Annotated in this window: 1 protein-coding gene; it reads left to right on the top strand. The window is 38.8% G+C overall.

The genetic code is table 11. The features are described from left to right. Window positions 1–676 (top strand): condensation domain-containing protein (locus RVS70_RS21720; protein WP_321134799.1); only part of this gene is annotated, 676 nt, incomplete at both ends.

Genomic DNA, 676 nt, shown 5'->3' with positions numbered 1-676 from the left:
CAGGAGCTCGACATCGCTTCTATTCGAGATGGAATGAAGGAAGGACTACCGCATTATATGATTCCAACTTATTTCGTCCAAGTAGAGAAGATGCCATTGACGAGGAATGGGAAACTGAATAAATATGCGTTACCAGAACCAGCTGAACAGCATCTTGTCACGAATGATTATGTAGCCCCACGAACCAGTACAGAACGAACTCTCGCAGTAATTTGGTCAGAGGTATTAGGCATAGACAAAGTCGGAATCCATGATAACTTTTTTGATTTAGGTGGAGATTCCATTAAAGCAATCAGAATAGTCTCCGGTGTACAAAAACATGGCTTTAAATTAGCTATGAATGAATTATTTAAAAATGGAACGATTCATTCCATTCGTGAGCAGCTTATCTCTTTTGAAAGTAAAGTAAGTCAAGAAGAAGTGATTGGAGAAGCACCGCTAATTCCAATTCAAAAGATGTTTTTTGAACACAACTTTACAGATAGCCATCATTGGAATCAATCGGTGATGATTCATCGTAAAGAAGGCTTTCGGGAAGATATCGTCAGAGAAGTTTTAACGGCAATCACCAAGCATCATGATGCCCTACGAATGGTATACCAATTTGATCCGAACGGCGTAAAACAAATCATTCGAAAGAGTACGGAAGATAAGCTGTTCGATTTTCAAGTATTTA

Origin of the sequence: Virgibacillus sp. M23 (genome assembly GCF_034190895.1) — a bacterium.
GTDB classification, from domain to species: domain Bacteria; phylum Bacillota; class Bacilli; order Bacillales; family Amphibacillaceae; genus Virgibacillus; species Virgibacillus salarius.
This window is presented reverse-complemented; position numbering and strand designations above follow the sequence as displayed.